Source organism: Gammaproteobacteria bacterium (genome assembly GCA_015709635.1).
GTDB lineage: Bacteria > Pseudomonadota > Gammaproteobacteria > Burkholderiales > Nitrosomonadaceae > Nitrosomonas.
This window is the reverse complement of record CP054180.1, coordinates 873577-894782: the sequence shown is the minus strand read 5'-3', so window position 1 is coordinate 894782 and position 21206 is coordinate 873577. Positions and strand designations below refer to the sequence as shown.

At 51.9% G+C, this 21206-nt stretch carries 12 protein-coding genes; 7 read left to right on the top strand and 5 right to left on the bottom strand.

Translation table 11 applies throughout. The features are described 5' to 3' along the window. Positions 1-162 precede the first annotated feature (162 nt). Together HRU78_03920 and HRU78_03915 are read right to left on the bottom strand one after the other, a co-directional pair. Entirely contained in the window at positions 163-6006 is a 5844-nt protein-coding gene (locus HRU78_03920; GenBank protein QOJ22901.1) for a VCBS repeat-containing protein, read from the bottom strand. A 13-nt stretch (positions 6007-6019) separates the two neighbouring features. After that, positions 6020-9451 (bottom strand): hypothetical protein, encoded by a 3432-nt coding sequence (locus HRU78_03915; protein ID QOJ22900.1) that lies wholly within the window; start codon positions 9449-9451, stop codon positions 6020-6022. A gap of 231 nt (positions 9452-9682) precedes the next feature. Here HRU78_03915 and HRU78_03910 point away from each other — a divergent pair, with 231 nt between their 5' ends. The 3 genes from HRU78_03910 (at position 9683) to HRU78_03900 (ending at position 12437) form a co-directional block, all read left to right on the top strand. Continuing rightward, positions 9683-10618, top strand: a complete 936-nt coding sequence (locus HRU78_03910; protein QOJ22899.1) for a TIGR01777 family protein — start codon at positions 9683-9685, stop codon at positions 10616-10618. Beyond that, positions 10615-11916, top strand: coding sequence for a deoxyribodipyrimidine photo-lyase (locus HRU78_03905; GenBank protein ID QOJ22898.1), 1302 nt, complete (start codon positions 10615-10617; stop codon positions 11914-11916). The genes HRU78_03910 and HRU78_03905 overlap by 4 nt, the downstream gene beginning before the upstream one ends. 296 nt (positions 11917-12212) lie before the next feature. Next, on the top strand, positions 12213-12437 hold the full coding sequence (locus HRU78_03900) for a hypothetical protein (protein ID QOJ22217.1): 225 nt from the start codon (positions 12213-12215) through the stop codon (positions 12435-12437). Between the two features lie 397 nt (positions 12438-12834). On the opposite strand, the gene HRU78_03895 is transcribed toward HRU78_03900, so the two are convergent. The 3 genes from HRU78_03895 to HRU78_03885 are packed head-to-tail and all read right to left on the bottom strand — an operon-like array spanning position 12835 to position 14714. Then, complete coding sequence (locus tag HRU78_03895; GenBank protein ID QOJ22897.1) at positions 12835-13254, bottom strand: biopolymer transporter ExbD; 420 nt, start codon at positions 13252-13254, stop codon at positions 12835-12837. Then, positions 13254-14012, bottom strand: coding sequence for a MotA/TolQ/ExbB proton channel family protein (locus HRU78_03890; protein ID QOJ22896.1), 759 nt, complete (start codon positions 14010-14012; stop codon positions 13254-13256). The genes HRU78_03895 and HRU78_03890 overlap by 1 nt, the downstream gene beginning before the upstream one ends. 3 nt (positions 14013-14015) lie before the next feature. Beyond that, entirely contained in the window at positions 14016-14714 is a 699-nt protein-coding gene (locus tag HRU78_03885; protein ID QOJ22895.1) for an energy transducer TonB, read from the bottom strand. Between the two features lie 278 nt (positions 14715-14992). Here HRU78_03885 and HRU78_03880 point away from each other — a divergent pair, with 278 nt between their 5' ends. From HRU78_03880 to HRU78_03865, 4 genes are all read left to right on the top strand, one after another. Beyond that, positions 14993-15484, top strand: coding sequence for an RDD family protein (locus HRU78_03880; protein ID QOJ22894.1), 492 nt, complete (start codon positions 14993-14995; stop codon positions 15482-15484). Positions 15485-15688: 204 nt separating this feature from the next. Next, positions 15689-16630: a GGDEF domain-containing protein gene (locus HRU78_03875; protein ID QOJ22893.1), complete on the top strand. Its 942-nt coding sequence runs from the start codon at positions 15689-15691 to the stop codon at positions 16628-16630. Between the two features lie 196 nt (positions 16631-16826). Beyond that, positions 16827-19127, top strand: coding sequence for a DNA translocase FtsK 4TM domain-containing protein (locus HRU78_03870; protein QOJ22892.1), 2301 nt, complete (start codon positions 16827-16829; stop codon positions 19125-19127). 537 nt (positions 19128-19664) lie between these two features. Next, the gene (locus tag HRU78_03865; GenBank protein QOJ22891.1) at positions 19665-21122 is read left to right on the top strand and encodes a replication-associated recombination protein A; all 1458 of its coding nucleotides are present in this window, start codon (positions 19665-19667) and stop codon (positions 21120-21122) included. Positions 21123-21206: the final 84 nt, after the last annotated feature.

Genomic DNA, 21206 nt, shown 5'->3' with positions numbered 1-21206 from the left:
CTGATTAATTGACTACACGAGTGAATCACTTCGTTGCTCGGTACTCGCTCCCTCGTCTATCTTGTTGATATGTCCCGGTTGCTGTGTTCCGTGCGCCTCGTGCTTCATCTCGTTCGCCGAATTAATCAGCGTTTCCCTAAGTAAAGCCGGTTTTCTCAAATTTCAGCAAGTTCCACCACCTGCTGACTGTTCGTTAGGATTCGGTCCACCGGTCCAAGGGTTGAAATAGGTATACGCATGCTTCTCAAACGGATTGCCACAGCCATTGCTGTCGAGGGCATTCCAGGGTCCGCCTTGTGCCCATGCAAACAGAGAGCCAAAAGTGATGTAAGTCACATAGAAACCGAATTCGCCAAGTGCCGCCACTGTGCGCGTGTGATAGGCCTCATGGCGCGCGTAATCGTCCTTGACGCTGCCGTCAGCATTGAAGTTGCCGCTTTGCGTGTAAACGATCGCACCCAGAGTCAATCCCCCGCTGCCCGATCCAACTTCCACGAACAGAGCACCGCGCCGGAAGTCCACTTTCTTGCCGGCGATTGCGAAGCCAGCGACGACAAACAATCCAAGAATCGTCATTATCGGCGATTTAATCAACTTAATCGCCCAACTGAAAGCCCAGGCTACGCCGCTATTACTTTCGTCGAGCAGCGGCGTGAACAACCCAAGTATCGATGCACCCAGTGTAATTGCAGTAGCCGCAATCGCAGCAGCAACAGCCGATACGCCAAGCCACACCAATATGCCGTACCAAGCGAGCACCGACAGCACACCGCCAATCGCCCCGCCAACAATCCATAATAACCATTCATCCCAGGTTTTTGCTCCGTTAACACCCGCGCCAATCGCACCGATCACCGCGCCAACGATCGCCGCAACGATAATAGCGATCAACAGTGGTGCAATCTCACCCGTTGGGTCGACAAAATTAGTAGGATTGGCATAGGCATAAAGATATAAATTGATCGCTGTTGCGAGCGGTGCGATACGATCTTGATCGATGACCAGGGTCGGATCGCAAGTCAAGAAACGACCGAGCGCTGGCCGGTACCAACGCGCACCGAGCAAAGTAATTTCCAATCCATCGGTGAAACGCCCCCCTTGAAAAGTAAAGGCCGGCTGTATCACCATCGCAGCAAACAAACGCCCGAACGGCGTATACTCGTTGGAACCAGTGTAAGCGCCGGTAACCGCATTACTGACGACATTCACGTTACCAAGCCGGTCAAAGTGGTGCAGCAAGGTATCGCCAACCGATGGAATTACCGCCAGACGGCGATCTTCATCAAATACTATCTTCGATGCAACACCATCTTCAACCAGATATAAACCTTCAACTTCGAGGCGCGAGCGTGTTTCTTCTCCCGCGCGTTCAATGGTTGTCAACACTCGCCGGTCGTTGTGATCGTAGCGATACTGAATGACGCTGCCATCGGATCGCTCGATACGAACCAACCGATGTCTGAGATCGTAATGCAGCAAACCGATCTCGGGGTCTCGCGTCAAATTGCCGCTCGCATCATAAGCAAATTCATCATCAGCAGCATCATTGCGCCGCGTCAAGCGATTCGGTGCAGCGGCCGCACCCGATTCATGCGCGTAATGCAAAGTAGTCGCAGTTTCACCGTTGAACGTAAGATTACCCAGATCGTCGTAGCGATATTGAAAATCGAAGCCGGATTGATTACCCACTGCGCGCGTCAAACGATTGCGCGAATCATAAGTGAATGATTGGTTCAAGCGCAGCTTACCGGGCACCGTCGACAAATCATCGATATGCCTGACCTGCCCCACCGGATCGAGTTCATATACCAGGTGCTGGTAGCGATGCCCTCCCGCCACCGGCTGCGTCAACAATTCGCGCACAAGGTAATCGCCCGGCGTATAACTACGCCGTGTTTCCAGACCATTGGCATAAACGATTCGTTCGCGCAAACCTGTCGCGCCGTACTCAACCGCCGCTATAACGCCAGGAATCGATTCAAGCATGCCATTTGCGGCAAAACGGTATTCAATCGCATGGGAATCGGGATAAATTACCCGCTGGATTTGATTATTGGCACTGTACTCAAAATTGGTTACAAACACCTCAGCATAGCCCGGATAGCTGCGTGTGATGCGCGATGCGTGCCCATCCACTGTATAACTATACTCTGCACTGCCAAATTCACCGCTTGCACGTACCAGCCTCCCTTTAAGATTATCTCCGGTCCCTGTATCGTATTCAAAGCGTTCGACCACGTTACCGCTGCCATCGCGCAATTCCATTGGACGTCCGCGGTTATCGCGGATGGTGACAAGCTTGCGGCCATCTCCGTCGACACGCTCAACTTCGACGCAACCGGCATCAAACAAGAAGCTCATATCGCCACCCTCTGCAGAGCGAATATGTATACGATTGCCCCACAAGTCGTAAACATTCTCCAAAGCAACATTTCCGAGCGGATCAATCACTCGCTGCAGGCGATGCAACACATCATAGTCCCGCTTTACCTCAAACTGGCTTACGCCATCATACTCAAATACCGAGCGGATCAAACCACCAGCATCGAGCACACTGCTACGCGTTGGCGGCGTAGCAGGATTGAGTTTCAGTGCATCAACCGCATCGGGGTTGTAGAACAATACATGGTTACGATCATAGCGATGCAATGTTTCGCGGCCGTTGAACAACCGTTCGCGCACAATACGTCCAGCATAATCGTAATTAAGAATCCGCTGCGCGGCACCTTGCGGAGGATCCGGCGTAAATTCCCGGAAGGTAGAAAAGTAAGCATCGACCTCACCGAGTAACCGCCCCGCCACCGACAATCGCTGTTGCTTACCTACAGCCCAGCGATTGTCATCAGCAAGTAGCTTTGTTTGCGCAATGCGCGCGCAACCATCGTAATATTCAACCTTCACATAACCCGGTTCGGCATCCGCATGATTGATACGCACGCGCTGCACGCGCGCAACGGGTACAGCACTACGAAGGTATTCATACGTTTCACTCGGCAACCCGGGCAGGGAACCGCGCTTGTAAATCGCACTGACATTACCGAGCGGATCGTATTCGGTGCGTACCGTATGGCCATTCAAATCAATGTATAGAGAAACTTGTTGCGCAATCGGATCGAAAGCGGTATCGCGCCAATCTCCTCCATCTTCGCGTATGGCTACCGGATGCAACGCATCCGCATCGAAACGGAATTCACGCAGCAAGCCCGCTGCATCGATCGTCTCAACTTCATTACCCGTCGTATCGACTCGCACGCGCCCTACATCACGCACGTATACCAGACCATGTTCCGGATCGTTCTCACTGCGCATCAGTGCGGCCAGTGAATCGGGAGTTACTCCACCGAAGGCAAGTGTAATCTCGCGCGCCGTTAATGCGACCTCCGTTTGACGGATGCGGAAACCTTGTTCCACTTGCCCCAGGGAAAGACCTTCAAAAGCTGCGCCATCGTAGTGCTTGCGCACATCTTTCAACAATACACCGTCTCCATCCACTTTGCGTATACGTGCATCGAATGAAGTAATACCGAATTCCGCATGACGGGCAAAGTCGGTATCGATGCGCAACGTCTCACTGCGTGGCGCACCGCTTGCATCGGACCATGCCGTGCTGCGAAGTTCTCGCACGATATTGCCTACAGCATCGATTGTGAAAACTACTTGTTCGTGTTCATATTCGATTCCTTCCTGCAAACGGCGGCTTATACGGCGCGCTTCGTAAGCAAGATATGCAGGGCTGTCATCGCTGCTCCCTGCCACCCGGGCAGCTGCCCAGTCGGATTCTTCCAGCAAGCTAATCTGGCCGTTTTCAGGATCAAAAGTCTCGGTCCGGTGAGGCTGGCCACGCCCGGCGATAAACGCCGGATCACGGGCAGTTGTAAGTCGCGTGTGATAGGTAATACGCTGTTTGAGAGATGATTCTTCCAATCCGGTTGTCCGGACCGATTCCACTTCGGCGAAACCGAGATATTCCCGCTCGATACCGTCGAAATGACCGTCATGGTAACGCAATGCAGTGACCGAACGTTGCAATGTCACTGAATCTTCGAGCGTTAATCGCGTAACTACCGGCACGGCAAACGGTAAATAACCACTCCAGCGGCGCCCCTCGGCGAGGTCACGCGCCCGTTCGAAAGTTGAGCTGCCATATTCGATGGTGGTCACAAGACCGCTGGAATTATCGATCTTGCTCAGCAATCCCGGTTTGACACCGCCTTGCAGATCAAGGAAACGGTAGGCGCCGCCAGGGCCTGCCGTGAATAAAACCCCCGCTGCGCCACTGCCTTTCATATCTGCCAATAATACGCGTTCGGCTGCCAGGCGCGGCGTCCGATCGAGAACGATGGGTGATGCGAAACCTTCACCCGCACGATTGATATAGATACGAATTTCAGCCGCACCGATCAGCACCAAGTCGGCAACGCCGTCCCCATTCACATCAGCCAGTAACACATCAGTATCGGCATTAGGCACGTCGAAAACCGGTGTATCCGCCATCTGCCGCTTTTCACCCCAACGGCCGTCGCCCAGATACGGCCAATAGACGATCTGGCGAGAATGCATCAGCACCAGATCGGATAATCCATCGCCGTTCATATCGGCCATGCGCAACCGGCGCTCAACGCCAGCAAAACTTGGCAAACCACTCGCACCGAGCACCACCGGACCATCCCACGTCCCATTGCCACGATTGAGAAACGCCATCGGCACACCGTTGCGAAAAGTCAGCAAGTCGGCAACACGATCGCCATCGATATCGATCAAATACGATCCATCTTCAGTCAAGTCGAAACTTGGCACTACGTTAGCCGTACGTTTACGTTCAAAGCCGCTGCCTGCGCGATTGGGGTAGAACCCGGCGCCGTGATCGCGCCCTACCACCAAATCGGCATTGCCCCTTCCTTCCATGTCGGCAAAGCGGACACCGGATTGTGCCAGCGATACGCCGGACGGCAAATCGCGCAAAGAACGCGGCGGCCCCCAGATAAGCCGCCCCCGGTTCTCCCAATAGGTCGCACCGTTATCACCCAGCCGCAGCACGCCCGGAAGCCCTGTACCGCCGAAATCAACCAGCGTCACATCGTCTTCGAGTGGTGGCGGTGGACTAACCGGCGCATCAAAGGTTTCGATCCGCCGGGCCAGTGGCGCGAAACGTGTGTACCCGAATCTCTGAGAAGGCATTGAGGCGTGTTGATCGGCACCGCGATGACCGGTTAGCGTAATGCTGGTCAGTAGCGACATGCCCGTCAAATCAGCTTGTTCATAGCTCAGCTCGAAGCTGCGCATCAAGGTATCGGGAGCAAGCCGCTCATGATGAATTTCAATACGCTGGCACCGCAATCGGGTGCGTAGCTCAAAACCGGCGTCGAACTGGGACCAAGGATCGGACCGCTGATCGTAAATGAATTCGGCTCGAAAGACACTCCAACGTATCGTCTTGAGATACAACTGAGAGCTATCGCGTAAGTATTCGTAGCGAATCTCCCGCCCGCCGGGATGCAGACTGCGCTCGATAAACCAGCGCTGGGTGCGCAGAACGCTATCCACCTCAGCTTCGATACGTGTTCCCGCGTTCTCTCCAAAACATAATTCGACTAACGTCAGCGTGCGGCTTCGCCAGCTATTGCCGCTTAAAGAAAAGCGCTGCAGCTTATCCGCTACTGCCACAACATAACTGTCATCGGTGCATCGCACCAATCGTTGCGCACCACCCAGACTGTACAGCGGCTCGCTTTCGGCTACGAATGCGCGCGGCCGCTGCCGCTCTATGAAAGGCACCGATAACGACCAGCCAACACCAAATGGACTGTTACCGCTACCCGTATCGTATTGAAGCTCAAGTTGAGGTGTGAGTCCGCCACTGCCAGCAGGCAGTTCGATTGGCACCCGGTAAGTGCCGCCGCCCATCGCCAGATTAGGTTGAAATGCGTCACCGAGTGAACGGACACCACCGGCCGCGCCAAATTGCGCTTGGCTGCCTAAACCAACACCGCTCGGTTTGCCTGCCATGGCTCACTCCGGTTTAAGCAAGACTGCCGTTGGCGCGGTAATTAAAGCGATAACTGAAGAACAACTGAATATCGCCAATTACGGTTGAATCAACACCATCGCCAAGTGCAATCTGCCAGGTATCAATTGCTGAAACTCCTTTCCACGCTGCGAAAGGCGCCATTGTAATTGCATTTCCAGAAACCGCACCATTAGCACCGGTAACCACACTGACGGCCGACGCATCGGATTGCCGCGTCACTTTCAATGCAATGTTCGCCATGCCATTACCGTTGCGGTCAAGCACACGTACACCGAACGCCGACAGAACCGGCAGTTCATAGTTAAACGCAAAGAACGAGGGCAGCACTTCGAAGCGAATATGCCGTTCGGTATCGAGCCGGAAATACTCGTCAGGTAACTGGAAGCGCGCGGAAACAACTGTCGAACGTCCACCGGTTGTCGGATAGAACGCTTGCACATGTGCCGCCAATGCATCGTCTACATCGGAGTCAAAATAGATTATAAATTTGATGTCGGCAATCGAATTATAATCGAGGTTGTTGCCCGAACGCGGAAGCTCAAGCGTCCAGTCACTTTGCAGCGCATTATTTTCAAACTGCCCCAGCAATTCTTCCGATGGCTGGAACACTGCAATATCCCGGCGGAACTGATAGCTTGACAGGACCATACGTTCGACCGGCATCACTCGAGTATGTTTGACCCAATTTACACCACTCCGGCGCCATTCCGAGCAAACACCATGACAAGTCAGGAAACCACTCGCACCTTCGAGGGGTACCAATCCCTCGACAAACAGTTCCACTTTCTTCAATTTGCGGCGCACAGTACCCGGATAACGGCGATCGAATAACTCGAGATCGGTTCGGAACGGCAATATTCCGGTTTGCAAAAAAGTCGCGAAGCCGCTTGGAAATTCTTCGCGCAGCGATAGAGCTAGACGAACCGGATTTTTTTTCTGGGCATGTTCAAGATAATCGGAAGTAAAAGAAATGATATCGCGCTTGAGTATTTCTCCTCCGAGCAAGCCGGCTGGACCACCCAATCCGTAGTCTAAACGGATACGGTTCAGCTGCCGGTCAAATTCCAGATCGTATGCCAGCTCCATGACTTGCGCTGCATAGATCGCTGCATCCAGATAATGCCGTGCCAAATCTTGCAGCTGTGCAGCAAGCTGAAACCAAAGATCTTCGTCGAACATGCGCTGCTCCGCGTATTCAAGCACCTCTTCAGCAGCCTGAACACGCAATTGCTGCATCTGCACATTCAGCGCTTGCACTTGCAATCGCACTTGCGCCTGTTGCTCGCGCACATTGGCCAAACCTACTTCTGCTGCCACTTCTGCAGCTTGCCGCTCGAGCCGGTTACGCTGAAGTTCCCAATCGAGCCATTCCCGCCGCTCCCCGACTGTGTCAAAAAAATCTTCGACAGTACCTTCGTAATTGTGACTTTCACCATCGTACTGAACACCAGTGTAACGAATCTTTTGGTCATTAGCCGCAGCACCAGCCCACGACAACGCGGCATTCATCGAAGTTAACTCAGCGCCTTTGGTATTCCATTCCGCGACCGCATCGTCTGCATTGTTCTTGCGCAGTTGCGCGTATTCGCGCGTACGGCGTGCAGCTTCAATTTCCAGCTGCGCATCTTGCATGCGTTTGTTCTCGATCGCCAGTGCGGCTTTGTTAACGTCGACCGCGCTCTGCAACTGCATGCGTTCCATTTTTTGATTCTCTGCGTTCACGCGATAGCTGATGAAAGTGCGCTCCGCCTCGATCGCGTTATCGGCCAGATAAGTGGCAACCGATTGCAAATATTTGAAACGCAATACCGGCGCATAATCCGGCGCCAGACCCAGGAAATTAAAACCCTGCGTCAGGTAACTTTGTCGCAGGGATGCTTGTACGATTACCGTTCCGACCCGCGGATTAAATGGCGCATGTGCTTGACCACGAATACTTTTGGCAACTTCTGCCGCCTCGGCTGCTAGCGGCGAGAAGGCCGCCCCTTGGTAAAGCGCTGAACCAGCGGGTATTGCGCCGTCGGACCCAATAATGCGCGCATATTTTTCAGCCGCTGCCGCACGCTGCTCCCGCCGGTAGAGCGTATTTCCCCATTGCAAAGTGGCTTCAGCAATTTTCAGCCAAAGATAATGGCCTTCAATACCAGTATTGAGAAATGGATAAGCAAGCACACGGTTATATTCGGTAATACCTTGTTCATATAACCCCATCGCCACATAGGTATCACCGATTGCTACCGGTAACACAAAGTAATACAAGTGCACGTAATAAGAAACGAAGTTGATTTCGATTTCTTCGTAAAAACGTAAACCCTCAAGTGTCGCTGCAGTGATCCTCGGTTGATAAATCTGCGCTTGCAGCTGCGATCGCCAATCGGCTTGAGAGAGTAATACGACACTGGCACCATCTGGACGGAATAGTCCAAGTTGCTTGGAGGTAACCACAGTAGCGGCGTGCAGATCGAGTGTAGCCGCAGGAGTCTGCCATGCACCAGCATCGCGCAATATTAACGTGCGCTGCGTTTGTTCGGTAGGTAGATAAGGCCGCACAATACTCGAACTGACGGAAGCACTGAATGTATCGCGCAAATTCAGCGTTGATCCACCCCGCAAACGAATATCGCGATCTGCAAATACCGCCGGTTCCGGACTTTTGTTACTGGACATATCGGCTTCGATATTGACCCGATTCGCACGTACAACTTCCACCGCTTCAGTGTTACCTGCACGCGCGAATAATTGTTCAGCCCGCGTCAATGATTCCAGTGACTGCTTGAGCGTAGAAACGCGATCTTTGCCCGCTACATAGGTAGCAAGCATCACTGCCGATTCGTTAGCAATCTCAGCAGCAAGCTCGGTTTGCCCAGCTCTTAGCGATGCTTCGACGGCAGTAGTATATTGCTTAGCTGCCTCTTCAAAACGGTGCTCTGTAATTAGTCCGCGTGCATGATCGCGGAGCGCAGGATCGACTTTCTCAACTTGTGCATCAAGACCCACAGTCGAAAATTTTTTGAATTGCGGTTCAGGATCGAACTCACCCTGACGAATCAGTGGCCGATCAGAAATCAGGTAGGGTATCGGATCACCGGGATTGACGGTACCCACCACTCGCCTTGCCAGTTCAAAAATACGATCAATCTTGATTTTTGACCAATCAATCAACCAACTGTCACCGGCGCCCGGCATGTGCGGTAACTCGGGGTGACTTTGTTCGAGTATCTTCTGCCGCAATGCCAGATAGTTCTGCAATGCAATTGAATACTCACGGTGAAAATAATTAAGATTGGCTTCGGATAGAAGGTCGCGGTAATCACGCTCGGCAACGCTGACAGGAGGAGATACTTCGAGCCGCGACTTAACCCGTTCTGTCACACGCGGGTATAACCTGCGTATCGTTACAAAGTTCTCAAGATAAACAGCCATAATTGCTCCCCCCTCGAGAATATCCGCTTCACCTTCCGGTTGAGTTGGGATTATAGAAAAACAGACGTGCTTTCTAGTAAGGTCGAGCGTACAAAAAAAGGGATACAATGTCAAACAAGCCGATGACTGGTCAAATCACATTTGCTCATCTTTAGTTATTAATTGCACATCTTTTCCCAGGAAATTATCAATCGAATCATTCTCAACAAACCCATCAATGGTTTTTCAACAATGAACATATTGATCACAGGCGCAACGGGATTTATCGGCCGTCAGCTGGTGCGGCGTTTGCAGCAGGAGCACCAAAATATCACGGTACTGAGCCGTAACGGCACGCGTGCAAGTCAATTACTGGGGGTACCGGCATTTGATTGGGATTACGCGACACAAGATGTACCCGCTGAAGCGCTGCAAGACTGTCAGATCATCATCAATCTGATGGGCGAGAATCTAGGCGATGGCCGTTGGACTAAAGCGCGCAAACACGAGATTTATGCTTCCCGCATCCTCAGCACGCGCAAACTGGTCGCCGCCGCGCCCGAAAGCTTGCAAGCTTTCGTGTGCGGCTCGGCCATCGGTATTTATCCAGGTTCCGGTGACGATCTTTATGACGAATCCTATACCGTCCCTCAACAACTCAGTTTCATGCAAACCATTTGCCATGACTGGGAAGTCGAGGCGGCCCGGATTGAAAGCAAGGGTGTACGCCGGGTCAGCATCCGCACCGGCGTGGTGCTGGGTCATGGCGGCATGCTGCAAAAGCTGCTGCCGGTTTTCAAACTGGGGTTGGGCGGGCCGGTTGGTAACGGCCAGCAGTGGTTGCCGTGGATCCACATCGACGACATCGTTTCGGTTTACACTGCAGCCGCACTGGATGCGCGCTATCACGGCCCGGTTAATGCCGTGACACCCAACTCGGTGCGCTACCGCGAATTTGCATCGGCGTTTGGAAACGTATTGCACCGGCCCGCATTCTTCCCGACTCCGGCATTTATCCTGAAACTGGCATTAGGCGAAGCCGCCGCACTGGCGTTGAATAGCTATCACATCGTACCGAAACGATTGCAAGAAGAATACGGTTTCAAATTCAGATTCACCGATTTACCGGCAGCCTTGGCTGATCTATTCGGTAAAACCGATGCTTCAGAACCAAACATAGCCTCATGACGACTCCGCTTGCTGTTTTCTGGTTCCGGCGCGATCTGCGCCTGGACGATAACGCCGGACTCTCGCATGCGCTGGCCTCCGGGCGGCCGGTTCTGCCAATTTTCATTTTCGATCCCGTCATACTCACCGGATTACCGCGAGACGATGCGCGTGTGACATTCATTTTCGACACCTTGCAAGCGCTGCGCGCGGAATTGGAGAAAAAACACGGCAGCTCGCTTGCACTTTATCACGGCAAACCGTTGGAAGTTTTCGAGCGGATTCTGCGCACCCATCCGGTCGCCGCGGTCTACACCAATCACGACTATGAGCCTTATGCGCGCGAGCGGGACGAAGCAATCCGCCGCTGGTTGCAAGCGCGATCGGTGGCTTTTAACACTTACAAGGATCACGTCCTGTTCGAAAAAGACGAAGTCATTAAGGAGGATGGCGGCCCGTACAGCGTGTACACCCCATACATGCGCAAATGGAAACAGGTGCAAAGCCGGACAGCGCTGACAACTTATGCCACCGCAACCAAATTGACCAACTTGATCCAGCAAACATCGCTGCCGGATGTGTCATTGCTGGACATCGGCTTTACCCGCTCGGCCATTACCGTTCCCGCTTACCGTTTGGATATCGGATTGCTGCAACATTATGCGCGCGACCGGGATTTCCCGGCCATAGCGGGAACTTCGCTGTTGGGGCCTCATCTTCGCTTCGGCACGATCAGCGTGCGGCAAATATTCCGGCAAACGTTCCAGGTCAGTGATATTTTCTGCAATGAATTGATCTGGCGCGAATTCTTCAGCCAAATACTGTGGCGCTTTCCGCACACACAGCAGCGCAGCTTCAAACCGCAGTACGATCGCATCGTGTGGCGCAACGATGAAGCGGAATTCAAGCGTTGGTGCGCAGGGACCACCGGTTACCCCATCGTCGATGCCGGCATGCGCCAGCTCAATGCAACTGGCATGATGCATAACCGCGTGCGTATGATCACCGCGAGCTTTTTATGCAAACATCTGTTGATCGATTGGCGCTGGGGCGAAGCGTATTTCGCGCAGAAATTATTGGACTACGACATGGCCAGCAACGTCGGCAACTGGCAGTGGGTGGCGGGCTGCGGCGTCGATGCCGCGCCTTATTTCAGGATTTTCAATCCCGGCACGCAAACGGAAAAATTCGATAAACAGCTCACTTATATTCAAACCTGGATCAGCGATTGGCATACTCTGACCTATCCCGCGCCGATCGTTGACCACACGGTTGCGCGCGAACGCTGCTTGCAAGCGTACCGGCAAGCCGTGGGTTAGCCGGGTGGCATAAATTTACAGTTTTGCATCTGGATTATTTCTTTTTAGTTACTGCCGCTTATGCCCCGTGCCGGAGACTCCGGCCTTGTTGAGTTAGCAATATCTGACGCATTTCAATTCCATACTTTTTTTTTTAATGTTATCCTTACTGCGAATAAGTAATTTTCTTATTCGTAGCGAAACCATATCTTGTTTTAGAGGGTTTTAGGTTGCACGATCGGATGATCTTCTAAACGATCTTTTCCTGCAAAAAGCAGTTCGATGCCGGATTAGATGTGGGATATGGCTTGAAGCTGATGAAGTTTCAACGTGACATTAAATTTGTTGATAAACAATTTTTGATTTTAATAACAAAGGAGATTTTCATGAAATACTCACTTTTAGCTATCGTCCTTATCGCGTTTACATCTACAGCTTTACTCGCCGGATGTGGTGAGCCTAAACCATATAATAAACCGCCAAGCTTATATAAAGATCCTGAATCAGGCGAAAGGCTAGGTGCCGAAGCCGGTAAAAAATAATCGGTTGGTTGATTATCGAACGGCTCCTATCAGGGGCCGTTTTTTATTGAGGATTATTCAGCAGGGATAATTTTCTTAACCGCAAGACCAATCTTCTCGTAGCAATCACCTCATCACAGTTATAGTTCGAGTCAGTGGCGGAATCACGGCCACGTCAAGCAGCATGCGATCACGTACTCCGTTGATACCGCAATAACGATCGGACTGGCGTTGTTGCTGGCACAGACGCCCGCACTTAGCTGGATTCCTGCACCTCGCTGCTGCATTTCGATGATTGGCTACTGGCCATTGCCGGTGCAATGACCGCTGCGGTATTAACCTTGCTGCCGCGCCAAACAGCGCATCGATTAACCGAATCGGTAATAACAAGCCCGCATCAACCGGTTTTGAGTTATTGTTACTTTTCAGAAGGGTCGGTAATAAAACCGATTTTTGTCATGCCGGACTTGGCCGCAATACTCATGAGCCGTGCGACATGTTCGTAATGCGCCAGCTTATCGGCGCGGATATGCAATTCCGTATTGGGCGCTTGCGCCACGGTTGCACCAAAGCGCGGCGCCAGCTGTTCCACTGACACCGGCTCGCCATTCCAGAAAAGACTGCCGTCGGCGCGAATCGCCAGTTCGACATGCTCGGGCTGGGTGATATTGGGATTGCTTTCCGCTTTCGGTAGATCGACCTTGACGGAATGTGTCAGCAGCGGGGCTGTGATGATAAAAATGATCAACAGCACCAGCATCACGTCCACCAGCGGCACCACATTGATCTCTGACATGGGCGCCTGACGCCCGCTATCCTGCATGCTGCCGAACGCCATTATTGCCCTCTCTCCATCGCAACATCGGCGATCCCGGTTGCAGCCGTAGCCTCCGATTGCGGCTCAACAATCAGCGACTCATTGTCATCGCCGACCGTGATCAGTGTGAACAGATCATGCGCGAACGCTTCCAGGCGCGCGAGCCAGATGCGATTACGGCGGACAAAAGCGTTATAGGCAAGCACCGCCGGTATGGCCACCGCCAGCCCTAACGCGGTCATGATCAGCGCCTCGCCGACAGGACCGGCAACCTTATCCAGGGTGCCCTGACCGGAGAGTCCGATTTGAATGAGTGCATGATAAATGCCCCAGACAGTCCCGAACAAACCGATATACGGCGCAGCCGAACCGGCTGTGGCAATCAGCGTGAGGCCATTCTCGACACGCGTGGCTTCCTGATCGATACCATTACGCAGGGTACGCGTCAGAAACTCGCTGGTGCCGCCAGCTGCGGCCAATTTGTGCGAGCTGTGGATTTTGGAATCGGCGGCTGCATCGATACCCAGTTTGGCAAGCTCCGCAAAAGCATTATCCGGCGCCGCATTCTTGAACTCGACATGGGCCGCTTGCAGCGAATCGAAACTCCAGAAGTGTTTCAAAAAAGCTTCGGCACGGCGCTTCGCGATCAGATTTGCGATACTTTTTGTGATGATCAGATACCAGCTTGCAACCGATAGCGACAGCAACAGCACCAGCACACTCATGCCCACGCCGTCGATCTGATCGAGAAAATGGGAAAAACCAAGCCCTTGTTCCATGAATTAATTTCCTTGCAGTACAAAATTAAAGGGTTGTAAGGCCACCGCCCGCACCGGTTGACCGTCACGCATCGACGGATTGCATTGCCAGCTCTTTACCGCAGTCAGTGCAGCAGCATCAAGCCGCTCATAGCCGCTGCTGTTAAGAACTTTTGCTTTATCGATACGCCCGCTTTCATCCAATTCCACGCGTAACACCAATTTCCCTTCTTCACCCATGCGCCGCGAAATCGCAGGATATTCCGGCGGCGTTAATTTGGGGCAAGATACCGCCAATTCGGATGATAATGCTACGGGTGCCGTTGGCATTGGTTTGGGCGATGCAGCGGGTGCAGATGCCGATTCTTTTGCTTGTTCAACCGGCTTCGGCAGTTCCGGCGCTGGCTCCGCTCGTTTCTTTTCGGCTGGCACGGGAGATTTTGCTGTAAGCTGCTCTTGTTTCGGTTTGACGACAGGCTTTTTGACAGGCTGCAATTTAACCGGCGTAGGCTCGGGTAATGCTTTAGGCACGGCCGGCGCCGGCGGCGTAATCAGTTCGGCAAACAAGGCCATCGCCTGCTCGGGATGCGGAATCAAACGTTGATGCCATAAAAAATAAAATAGTGCGGCATGCACACCAAGAACAAACAACAACCCAGGTAATGAGATAAAACGCTGCCGTTGCTCCAAATACTCGATATTTTTGCGGGATAATGAGTGCATTACAGAATAAACAAATCAGACAAACTTCTTACTTACTTGATCTAAAATACACCGGATACCGCTGATTTTGCTTTTTTGTTCACAAGCGCCGATTCCTGAAAACCACTCTATGCTGCAATTAAACGCGCATAGATTCGGATTAAACCAATCAAATGAATATTCTAACGAAAACGATAATAATTATCAATAACCAAAGCTTATATTAAATTCTATTTCAACATACAATGATTGATTTACCGATTCCGCATCGATAGCCCTTACTTTTTACTCATTAAAACATGACATATTCCACACCCAGTTTCTGGCGCCGCATCATTTGCCTGATTTATGACTTTCTTTTGATATTGGCCATTTTGTTTATTTCCAGCTTTATTTTTCATTTTATTTTCAGCGATACGGAAGCGGCTTATTTCAAACCGCTCTTTCAGTTTTATTTGTTTATCATCATGGGGTACTACTTCACCTGGTTCTGGACACACGGTGGTCAAACGCTGGCGATGCAAACCTGGAAAATGCGGATCGTGACCGCTGATGGACATGGCCTGACAAAAAAACAAGCGATCACCCGCTACTTATTTTCTTTAATAGGTATTTTCACTTTTGTCGTCATCAATTTCATATTTCCGATCAATTTTATTTCCTATTATCAACTCGTACTGATCAGCATCCTCATCTTCGGTTCCGGATTCATTTGGGCATTATTTGACCGCGATCACCAATATCTTCATGACCGGTTAGCCGGGACTCGCATCATTAAGCTGGAAAGTTGATTACCGACTAAAATTCCCGGCGATACCAGCACCGGCTAATACGCATTTATCCACAGAAATTTATAAGCAAAATTTACAATCTCATTTTCAAATGAATGTATAATAGATTGATTGTTATCCAGTTATTTAAATATTTATTGTCATAAAGAATGAGCGCCAGAATCCGTAAAATGTAAGTCACTTAACTTCCAAACACTCCGACCGATGCGTAGCCAAATACTCTCAGCAGCCGCAGCTTTGAAACTCCTATTCAGAGAATGTGCAATCCAGGCAAACATGTTCATTGTCATCGCTTTAATGCTTTGCATTTTTGTCATCGACTTAAATACACCGTTAGGAGTTGCGGCTGCAGTTCCGTATGTGCTGGTGATCTTTGCCAGTCTATGGGTGAGCGGAATCCGGTTTACCTATTGCATTGCTGCAACGACGTTAATTCTGACCGTCACTGGCTTTTATCTATCGCCCGGCATTGTAATGCCGATGAATATTGTGATGTTTAATCGCGGCTTAACCCTCTTACTCATCGTATGCTCTGCATTGATGGTCATTAAGATCAAGAAAACGAATATCGACATGTCCGCTTTGATGACACAAATATTGATCGATCCGGTCACCGGATACAAGAACAGGCAAGCTTTCGAAACCGAACTGGATACCGAAATTTTACGTTCGCGGCGCTATCACCGGAGCTTCTCCATCGCGATTATCGATATCGATCTGCTGAAGCTGTTTAGCGATAACTATGATTACAAAGCCAGCAACGATTCAATAAAACAAATCTCACAAGAAATAAAAACCAACATCCGGATTACCGATCTTTTCTATCGGATCGATATCAACGTGTTTGCCATTTTATTTCCCGAAACCGATTTATGCGAAGCCAAAAAAGTATGCGAATCCGTGCGCAAAAAAGTTTCAGCCCGGATGGACAAACATACTGAAAATAAAATCATCATCAGCATCGGTGCTGCAATGCTGGATGAAACCGATAACAAGCTCAAATTGTGCAAACGCGCGGAAGATGCGCTTTTTACCGCAAAACGCAACGGCGGAAATCAGGTTTCGACATTGCCTCAGATTGCCAATAAAGATAAACCTGCTGTTGCTGCAATTTTATCGCGCTCACGCTCTACCGAGACGGTTTAAGGAAATACTGAACAATTGTCTACACAGCGGTCCGCTGAGCTGCTCGGCGGTATCCGCAAATTCCTATCGCTGTTAGGCAATTGTCTGTTAACACGTTAACAAAATACATTCATCGCGGTATTGAAGAAATTACTGCGCATTCTCTTATATAATTCAGCGTATCTATCAGACAAAATCTTTCGTTTCTGAGATACCCATGAGTTTACTGAACAAGCCGATGGCCAAGAAATCAGGCGGCCACTCCTTCTCACCCAGAGTTGCCCGGCTACTGCGGGAATCCGGCTTGCTGATGCTGATGGGCGCGGCGCTTTATCTGGTGTTGATATTTTTCAGCTACGACCGCGGCGATGCCGGCTGGTCTCATAGCGGTGACTTCAATCAAGTGCAAAATGCCGGAGGACACGCCGGCGCATGGTTAGCGGATTTGCTGCTGTATCTGTTCGGCGCATCCGCTTGGTGGTGGGTAGCCTTCTTTCTGTCGGCAATCGCCTGGAGCTATCGCCGCATCGATAGCGCCGGCATTTTTGACCGCCACTCCTTGTTCCTGACTTTAGGCGGTTTCTTTTTACTGCTTGCTGCCAGCAGCGGTTTGGAATCGCTGCGGTTTTATTCCATCAACATCGCGCTGCCGCTGATGCCGGGCGGCATGCTGGGCAACACGATCAGTCATTATCTGTCGCAAATTCTCGGTTTTACCGGCGCAACACTGACCTTGCTGATCCTGATCGCCGTCGGTTTCAGCCAGTTTACCGGTCTATCGTGGGTGCGCTTTGTGGAAAAAATCGGTGAAAGCATTGAGAATCTGCTGTTGCTGCTAAAAGATACCTGGGAAACACGGCAAGACAAACTGACCGGTATGATCGCATCCCAAGTGCGCAACAAAATCGTCGAAAATGAAAAGAAGCGCATAGAAAGCACACCGGTGCTGCATATCGAACCGCCAACGACAACCATCGTCAAATCGCAGCGTATCGTCAAAGAAAAACAACCTTCACTGTTCTCCGATTTACCCGACTCGCCACTGCCACCCTTGCATCTGCTGGATGAACCGGAAAAAGACTTCGAAGTGCTGTCCAAAGAAACACTCGAATTCACATCGCGCTTGATCGAACGCAAGCTCAAGGAATTCGGTGTCGATGTCAAAGTGGTCGCTGCCTTTCCCGGCCCGGTCATCACCCGCTATGAAATTGAACCGGCAGTCGGCGTCAAAGGCAATCAGGTCATCAATTTGGTCAAAGATCTGGCGCGCGCATTGTCCGTGGCCAGCATTCGCGTGGTCGAAACCATTCCGGGCAAAACCAGTATGGGACTGGAAATCCCGAATCCCAAGCGGCAAGTGGTGCGGCTGCAGGAAATTCTCAGCTCGCAAGTCTACGCCGATTCCGCCTCCCCGCTCACCATCGCGCTGGGTAAGGATATCAGTGGCCGCCCGATCGTCTCCGATCTGGCCAAAATGCCGCATGCATTGGTTGCCGGAACCACCGGCTCGGGTAAATCGGTTGCAATCAATGCAGTCATTCTGAGTCTGATCTATAAAACCACGCCGGAGCAAACCCGCCTGATTCTGATCGACCCGAAAATGCTGGAATTATCCGTATATGAAGGTATTCCCCATCTGCTGACGCCGGTAGTCACCGACATGCGCGAAGCCGCCAGCGCGCTGCACTGGTGTGTCGGTGAAATGGAGCGGCGTTACAAACTGATGTCGGCGCTCGGTGTGCGCAATCTCAGCGGTTACAACCAGAAAATACACGACGCGGCTAAAAACGAAGAACCTGTGGTCAATCCCTTGCTGCCGCCGGGAGACGAAACCGAGTATTTGAACGAATTACCGCTCATTGTCGTGGTGATCGATGAATTGGCGGATCTGATGATGGTCGCCGGTAAAAAAGTCGAACATCTGATCGCCCGGCTTGCACAAAAAGCACGCGCTTCCGGCATTCATCTGCTGCTGGCGACGCAGCGCCCGTCGGTCGACGTGATTACTGGCTTGATCAAAGCCAACATTCCGACCCGCATCGCTTTTCAGGTGTCGAGCAAAATCGATTCGCGCACCATTCTCGACCAAATGGGCGCGGAAGCCCTGCTCGGTCAAGGCGATATGTTGTATCTGCCGCCCGGCAGCGGCTACCCGCAACGCGTGCACGGCGCTTTTGTCGCCGACCACGAAGTGCACAAAGTGGTTGAATATCTGAAAGAACACGGCGAACCCGATTACATCGAAGAAATCCTGCAAGCCGGTGACGAGGAAAACGATAGCAGCGGTTCGCTCGAAATCAAAAAACCATCGGAAGGCGAAGCCGATCCGCTTTACGATGAAGCGGTTGCCATCGTCGTCAAAACCCGCCGCGCGTCGATCTCCCTGGTACAAAGGAATCTGCGCATCGGCTATAATCGCGCCGCCCGTCTTATCGAAGACATGGAACGTGCGGGTCTGGTTTCATCGATGCAAAGCAATGGCAATCGCGAAGTATTGGCTCCGGCGCGCAACGAATGATCTTCCTCTCAAGCGCGCTGCGCAATTTCACCCCACAACCACATGCTAGGAATTTTATGCTCCGCTCATGCAGCTTTCTTTTTCTCCTGTTACTCAGCGGCCTGATACCGCGTTGGGCTGAAGCAGCCGCTGTCGCCAGCCTGAAAACGTTCATCCAGGAAACGCGCACGGTGCGCGCGAACTTCTCCCAGACGCTGTACGATAAAAACGCACGTACGATACAAGAATCGAAAGGCACGATGCAATTCGAACGCCCGGAAAAATTCCGCTGGGCTTATGAAAAACCGCATGAACAATTGATCGTCGGCAACGGCAGCAAAGTATGGTTTTACGACCCCGATTTGAATCAAGTCACTGAGCGGTCATTCAATATCGCCATCGGCAGCAGCCCGGCCGCCCTGCTGGCCGGCAGCAGTGCCATCGAAGACAATTTTGAGCTGGTTGAATTGGGTGTGCAAAACGACATGGAATGGCTCGAAGCGGTTCCGAAAAGCAAGGAAAGCGCGTTTGAATTCATCCAGATGGGTTTCTCGCCGGATGGCACGCTCAAAATCATGGCACTGCGCGATAATTTCGGCCAGACTACTATCCTGTCTTTTTCCGATCTCGACAAGAATCCCACGCTGCCCGCCGATTTGTTCAAATTCACCCCACCTGACAAGGCCGACGTCATCCGTGAGTGAAACCGACCTGTTTTCACCAAGTCAACCCAAAGCACCGCTGGCGGAACAGCTACGCCCCAAGCATCTGAACGACATCATCGGACAAAGCCACTTGCTCGGAGCGGGAAAACCGCTGCGCCTGGCGTTTGAATCGGGCAAACCGCATTCAATGATTTTGTGGGGCCCGCCGGGAACCGGCAAAACCACGTTGGCACGCATCATGTCGACCGAGTTCAACAGCGAATTCATTGCGCTGTCCGCCGTATTATCCGGCATCAAGGACATCCGCGCCGCCATCGAGCAAGCCGAACTGATGTTGCAACAAAGCGGGCGGCACACCATTCTGTTCGTCGACGAAGTGCATCGCTTCAACAAATCGCAGCAGGATGCCTTTTTACCGTATGTCGAGCAAGGATTGATCACCTTCGTCGGCGCCACCACGGAAAACCCATCGTTCGAGGTCAATAACGCGCTATTGTCGCGCGCTCAGGTTTACGTGCTGACCGCTCTGTCGGAAGCGGAATTGTCGCAATTACTGGAGCGCGCGCAAAAATTGGCGCTGGGTAATCTGCAATTCTCCGCTGAAGCGCGGCAACTGTTGATCGAATTCGCCGACGGCGATGCCCGCCGTTTACTGAACTTGCTGGAGCAAATCCATACGGCGGCTGAAACCGGAGGCCTCACGTCCATCGACAAGGATACTGTCGTAAATACCTTGTCGCGTAATGCACGCAACTTCGATAAAGGCGGCGATGCGTTTTACGATCAGATTTCCGCGCTGCATAAATCGGTGCGCGGATCCTCACCGGATGCGGCGCTTTACTGGCTGTGCCGCATGCTCGATGGCGGCACCGATGCGCTGTATATCGGGCGGCGGCTAGTGCGCATGGCCACCGAAGATATCGGCCTGGCCGATCCGCGCGCGCTGCGCCTAACATTGGATGCGTGCGAAACTTTTGAGCGGCTGGGTAGCCCGGAAGGCGAACTGGCGTTGGCGCAAGCGGTGCTGTATCTCGCCTGCGCGCCGAAAAGCAACGCCGCTTACTTGGCTTACAACAAAGCGCGCTCGTTCGTCGCTCACGATAAATCGCGACGCGTCCCGCTGCATCTGCGCAATGCGCCGACGAAGCTGATGAAAGATATCGGCTACGGCGACGCTTACCGCTACGCGCACGATTGCCCGGAAGCGTATGCCGCAGGAGAAAATTATTTTCCGGCCGACATGCCCGAAGTCAGTTTTTATCAACCGACCGCTTACGGCCTGGAACAGAAAATCCGGGAAAAACTGGCTTATTTGCGCAACTTGGATGAGAAAACCAAGCATAAAATATAGGAAGCTCTGAAAAACTACTGCGCTCTGTCATGCTGTGTTGAAATCAGACTCAAAATGCTCATTTACACTTTGTAAACTGCGCTT

What these genes read in the sequence shown, in the direction of transcription:
- HRU78_03880 (QOJ22894.1), top strand. Translation starts at nt 14,993, where the DNA reads ATGACATATTCCACACCCAGTTTCTGGCGCCGCATCATTTGCCTGATT.
- HRU78_03900 (QOJ22217.1), top strand. Translation starts at nt 12,213, where the DNA reads ATGAAGTTTCAACGTGACATTAAATTTGTTGATAAACAATTTTTGATT.
- HRU78_03865 (QOJ22891.1), top strand. Translation starts at nt 19,665, where the DNA reads ATGGCACGCTCAAAATCATGGCACTGCGCGATAATTTCGGCCAGACTA.
- HRU78_03905 (QOJ22898.1), top strand. Translation starts at nt 10,615, where the DNA reads ATGACGACTCCGCTTGCTGTTTTCTGGTTCCGGCGCGATCTGCGCCTG.
- HRU78_03890 (QOJ22896.1), bottom strand. Translation starts at nt 14,012, where the DNA reads ATGGAACAAGGGCTTGGTTTTTCCCATTTTCTCGATCAGATCGACGGC.
- HRU78_03910 (QOJ22899.1), top strand. Translation starts at nt 9,683, where the DNA reads ATGAACATATTGATCACAGGCGCAACGGGATTTATCGGCCGTCAGCTG.
- HRU78_03895 (QOJ22897.1), bottom strand. Translation starts at nt 13,254, where the DNA reads ATGGCGTTCGGCAGCATGCAGGATAGCGGGCGTCAGGCGCCCATGTCA.
- HRU78_03920 (QOJ22901.1), bottom strand. Translation starts at nt 6,006, where the DNA reads ATGGCAGGCAAACCGAGCGGTGTTGGTTTAGGCAGCCAAGCGCAATTT.
- HRU78_03870 (QOJ22892.1), top strand. Translation starts at nt 16,827, where the DNA reads ATGAGTTTACTGAACAAGCCGATGGCCAAGAAATCAGGCGGCCACTCC.
- HRU78_03875 (QOJ22893.1), top strand. Translation starts at nt 15,689, where the DNA reads ATGCGTAGCCAAATACTCTCAGCAGCCGCAGCTTTGAAACTCCTATTC.
- HRU78_03915 (QOJ22900.1), bottom strand. Translation starts at nt 9,451, where the DNA reads ATGGCTGTTTATCTTGAGAACTTTGTAACGATACGCAGGTTATACCCG.
- HRU78_03885 (QOJ22895.1), bottom strand. Translation starts at nt 14,714, where the DNA reads ATGCACTCATTATCCCGCAAAAATATCGAGTATTTGGAGCAACGGCAG.